The organism is Maribacter sp. (genome assembly GCF_049667165.1).
Classification (GTDB): domain Bacteria; phylum Bacteroidota; class Bacteroidia; order Flavobacteriales; family Flavobacteriaceae; genus Maribacter_A.
Genome location: NZ_JBATHS010000226.1, coordinates 1 through 4,871, shown reverse-complemented (window position 1 = coordinate 4,871; position 4,871 = coordinate 1). Strand labels below are relative to the sequence as shown.

4 protein-coding genes and 1 pseudogene are annotated in these 4,871 nt (G+C 44.3%); 2 read left to right on the top strand and 3 right to left on the bottom strand.

The window, feature by feature from the left end:
* The 3 genes from WBM98_RS11520 to WBM98_RS11510 form a co-directional block, all read right to left on the bottom strand.
* On the bottom strand, positions 1-834 hold an 834-nt coding region (locus WBM98_RS11520), incomplete at its 3' end, for a 4-hydroxyproline epimerase (protein ID WP_424366168.1).
* A gap of 11 nt (positions 835-845) precedes the next feature.
* Positions 846-2,429, bottom strand: a complete 1,584-nt coding sequence (locus tag WBM98_RS11515; protein ID WP_424366167.1) for an aldehyde dehydrogenase (NADP(+)) — start codon at positions 2,427-2,429, stop codon at positions 846-848.
* Positions 2,430-2,516: 87 nt separating this feature from the next.
* Positions 2,517-3,455, bottom strand: a complete 939-nt coding sequence (locus WBM98_RS11510; protein WP_424366166.1) for a dihydrodipicolinate synthase family protein — start codon at positions 3,453-3,455, stop codon at positions 2,517-2,519.
* Positions 3,456-3,597: 142 nt separating this feature from the next.
* On the opposite strand from WBM98_RS11510, the gene WBM98_RS11505 reads away from it, so the two are divergent.
* Both WBM98_RS11505 and WBM98_RS11500 read left to right on the top strand, forming a co-directional pair.
* Entirely contained in the window at positions 3,598-4,437 is an 840-nt protein-coding gene (locus tag WBM98_RS11505) for an AraC family transcriptional regulator (protein WP_424366165.1), read from the top strand.
* Between the two features lie 84 nt (positions 4,438-4,521).
* A pseudogene (locus WBM98_RS11500) lies at positions 4,522-4,871 on the top strand (peptidase); the annotation flags it as partial.

Here is a 4,871-nt window from a genome sequence, read left to right as displayed (position 1 = left end):
GAAATTCTGTCCTATTTTTAGCTTCCCTTTGGCGTACCATTGGGCCATTCGGGCTGACGTGCCCGTACCACAAGGTGATCGGTCTATGGCCTTATCCCCGTAGAACACGGCATTGCGGGCCGTAGCTTCTGGCGAAATGGTATCGCCTGTCCATAATATATGACTTACTCCATTGATGGTTTGATCCTCGGGATGTATAAACATTCCGGGGTATTTCAAATTGATCTTTCCTCTAATTTCTTGACTGTATTGTATCAATTTACTTGCCGTAACATCTTGAATCCCAGTAAAATTATACTGTGGATCGATGATGGCATAGAAATTTCCCCCGTATCCAACATCAAATATCAATTCGCCCAATGCCTCGCATTCTATGGTCAGTCCAGTGGCAGCCAAATAGGATTTTACATTCGTTAATTTGACCCAATCAACCTTACTTCCTGTTTGCTGATAGGCTACCTGTACAAGGCCTGCGGGGGTTTCCAATCGAACCTTACCTGGGGATTTGGGCACCAAAAGACCTTCTTCTATCCCTATGGTAATCGACCCAATGGTACCATGGCCACACATGGGCAGGCAACCGCTGGTTTCTATAAAGAGTATACCAAGATCATTCTCGGGACTTGAAGGAGGATAAAAAATACTGCCACTCATCATATCATGACCTCGAGGTTCGAACATCAATCCTTTTCTGATCCAATCGAACTCTTTCAGAAAATGCTGCCGTTTTTCACTCATATTCCTGCCCTGAAGATCTGGCCCGCCTTGGGCCACAACCCTAACCGGATTTCCACAGGTATGCCCATCAATACAAGTAAAGGTACTACGTGCCATCTCAGGACAAATTATAGTTTGCGATTCGTCTTCTCGTTATTCACAAGTCGGGAAATTCCTAGCGGATTGGAGTTTTTCAAGGCATCCGGCAGTTGGCTATCTGGCCAATCTTGATAACTTATCGGTCGCACCCATCGCTTTACGGAATGTATGCCGACCGCGGTGAATCGACTATCCGTTGAGGCGGGATATGGCCCCCCGTGCTGCATGGACGGACAAACTTCCACCCCAGTGGGCACCCCGTTATATATCAATCGACCTACCCTGTTCTGAAGGGCACTGACTATTTCCTTATATTCCTTTAGTTCATCTTCCTCGGCAATGATGGTACCTGTCAACTGGCCTTCGAGATGCGCGACGATCTGTTCCAATTGGTTCTTATCCTTACACTGGACGACAATGGAATAGGGTCCGAAAACCTCTTGGTGTAAGGTTGTGTTTTCAAGAAAGGTTTTACCTTCCACTGTGGTAACCGTTTGTCTGGCATAATTGCTTTGAACCCCTGCTCCGAAATCTGCGACCACCTGCAAGCCACTCTGGGAAACCGCTTTTTGCTTATTGTTTTCATAGGCCCCTATGATATTCGGATGCAACATGCATGAAGGTTCTATCTTGACAATGGCGTCAGAAAGATTTTTGATAAAGGCCGTCAATGCATCGCCTTTAATGCCGAGCAACAATCCGGGATTGGTACAGAACTGCCCCGAACCCAAAGTTATTGAACTTGCATAGGTGTTTGCTAAGGTCTCGCCCCTTTTTTTGGCTGCTTCCGGCAAAATAACGACCGGGTTTACACTTCCCATTTCGGCAAAAACAGGTATGGGTTCCTTGCGCTGTGATGCCAAATCGAACAATGCCCTACCGCCCCTTATACTTCCTGTAAAACCAACGGCCTTTACCCCCGGATGTTTCACCAAGGACACGCCAACCTCAATCCCACTACTATTTAAATTGGAAAAAACGCCGTTGGGCATTTTGGTCTTTGCAGCGGCCTTTATAATGGCCGAGGCGACCAATTCACCGGTACCCGCGTGCATCGGATGCGATTTAACGATCACGGGGCACCCTGCTGCCAGTGCGGCGGCCGTGTCACCTCCCGCTGTGGAGTAGGCCAAAGGAAAATTACTTGCACCGAAAACAACAACAGGCCCCAATGGAATCAACATTTTACGCAAATCTGGTTTTGGTACGGGCGTTCGATCCGGTAGGGCGGTATCAATGGATGCCTCGACCCATGAACCCTCTTTTACCATCTCTGCAAAGGAACGCAATTGCCCCACTGTCCTGCCCCTTTCTCCGATCGCCCTGCCTTCAGGCAGTCCCGATTCAGAACAGTAGGTTTTGATCAATAAATCATCCAATGCCAAAATCTCATCGGCTATGGCATTTAAAAATTCAGCCTTTCTTGTTCCTGAAAGCCCACTGAATTGGGGATAGGCATTTGTAGCTAATTGTACCGCCAGATCGATTTCCTTAGTTGTAGCCTCCACAAAACTGATGCTGTTTTCCTGGTTCAATTGCGGATTGAAAGTAGTGTACGTTTTAGTTCCTTTTGCAGAAAGGGTATTACCAATATAGTTTTTTCCTGTAATCATTTTTATGCTTGTTCAGATTTCCTAAAAATATGCGACTACCAATGTATCGAATTCTTCGCGTAATCCTATGGTAATCCCTTTAATAAATCATCCTTGAATAGCACTTTTGGATAATGACCTATAATCGGGTAAACGAGGCCTAGTACGTAATCCTTCCTCGATAAGCTTTAGTACCCTAGCCCTTTCTGCACCATGCAATGGTAATCGTGGTGCCCGCACTATTTCGGTGCCGATTCCCGTACCGACTTCTGCCAGTTTAATGTTCTGTACCAGTTGAGGACTGATATCCAATTCCAACAAAGGTAAGAACCATCTATAGATCTCTATGGCCTCGGTTATTCTTCCGGCCTTGACCAATTCATAAATGGCCACTGTTTCAGCTGGAAAGGCACATACTAGGCCGGCCACCCAACCATCAGCGCCCATGAGCATGCTTTCCAAAGCAAGGGTATCTACACCGCATAATACTTTTAGTCGATTCCCAAATCTATTCCTGATACGTGTAATATTTGATATATCACGGGTTGACTCCTTCACCGCTTTGATAGTATCGCATTCCTTTACCAATTCCTCAAACATATCAAGGGTTACCTCGATCTTATAGTCAATAGGGTTGTTATAGATCATGATAGGCAAATCGGTACTCTTGGCCACGGCCTTAAAATAGACCACGGTTTCATGGTCGGTAGCCTTATACCGCATGGGAGGCAATATCATTAAACCGCTAGCACCATACTCCTTCGCCCTTTGGGCGGCGACAATGGCATCTTTCGTACTCTGTTCGGCAATGTTTATGATAACCGGGACATTGCCATCAACGATTTTAACAGTTTCCTGAATCAAGATTCGTTTTTCATCATCGGTCAAAGTACTCGCTTCCCCTAGGGTACCCCCCAGGATGATCCCACTGACCCCTGCGGACAACTGTGCCTCTATGTTCACCCGGAACATTTTTAAATCAAGGGTATCGTCTTCATTGAATTTGGTTGTTACCGCTGGCATTACGCCTTGCCATTGTACTTGCATAATATGTGATTTTGAATAGTTACAAAAATACTGCAGAACCCAACCCAAAAGATATATCAATCTTAGCCAATTCTATGCGTATTTTATCATATTTTAGTAATATTTCTATAAAAAACATACAATTTTTGCATATATTAAACCTATGAAAGTCCTACCATTTAAGATAGCGAAGCCATTGAACCAAAATCTGATCGTTCAGGTAGACGAGTCGACAGCATTCTACAACCAATTGCACCAACATCAAGAATTGCAAATGAGTCTGATTCTAAAAGGTGAGGGAAAATTGATTACGGGCGATAGTGTCCATCGTTTCAAACCTGATGACTTTTTCGTCATTGGCCCTAATTGTCCACACCTCTTTCAAAGTGAAAGGACCAACGGTATGGTAAAAATGATTTCCTTATTCTTTTCACGTAATTCTTTTGGGGAACATTTTTTTGATCTAGCGGAAGTGGAAGACCTCAGGCCTTTTTTCGATAGCGCAAAGAATGGTTTTAAATTGATTTCCCAAAAGGAAACGGTTCAGAAGTTGGTTTGTCATATACCGGAACAGGATAAACTAACCCGTTTCACTGATTTTCTGCAGTTGATCCGCCTTCTTTGTGGGGCCAAACGGGAAGCACTTACGGGGTTTGTGTATCCAAAACAAATCGGCAATCGAGATGGACAGCGCTTACAATCAGTATTTGATTTTGTTGTCAATTCCTTTCAGAATGATATTAGTCTTCTTACTGTATCCGAGCTTGCCTTTATGACCCCGAATGCATTCTGCAGGTTTTTTAAAAGACAAACCAACAAAACATTCTTCCAATTTTTAATTGAACTTCGATTGGAACACGCATGTCAGTTGCTCCTGAGCTCTGATCTGCCCATTACTCAAATAGCCGAAAGGTCTGGCTTTAATTCCATTTCGAACTTCAATCGTCAATTCAAGGCGCTAAAGGGCATCTCGCCTACCCAATATGCAAGGCATGCCCCGTAAAAAAGAAAACACGGATATTCATCCTGTCCTAAGCACTTATCTTCCGGTTTTCATTATTTTTGACATTGGATAAAGCATAGGATCATGACTAAATTGATTATAGGGATAGTAGGATTGGCAATGGCCTGTAATTCTTCCCAAACCACGGTTCCGGAAAAAACCACAACCCTTTCTTCTTCAGCCGAAATCACCTTCGCAGAGACCATAACCGCCGATGAATTGAAAGAGCACTTATTTATATATGCCTCTGATGAATTTGAGGGCCGGGATACGGGAAGCCCAGGGCAAAAAAAAGCAGCAGCATATATCAAGAACGAGTATGTGTCAATGGGTATCCCAGCGGCAAAGGAAGATGGGGACTATTATCAAGAGGTACCGATGGAAATCGCAAAAATGCCCTCGGGTGTTTTATCGATAAACGGCGAAGACTATGA

Coding starts and splice junctions, on each gene's coding strand:
- WBM98_RS11515 (WP_424366167.1), bottom strand. CDS start 2,429: ATGATTACAGGAAAAAACTATATTGGTAATACCCTTTCTGCAAAAGGA.
- WBM98_RS11510 (WP_424366166.1), bottom strand. CDS start 3,455: ATGCAAGTACAATGGCAAGGCGTAATGCCAGCGGTAACAACCAAATTC.
- WBM98_RS11505 (WP_424366165.1), top strand. CDS start 3,598: ATGAAAGTCCTACCATTTAAGATAGCGAAGCCATTGAACCAAAATCTG.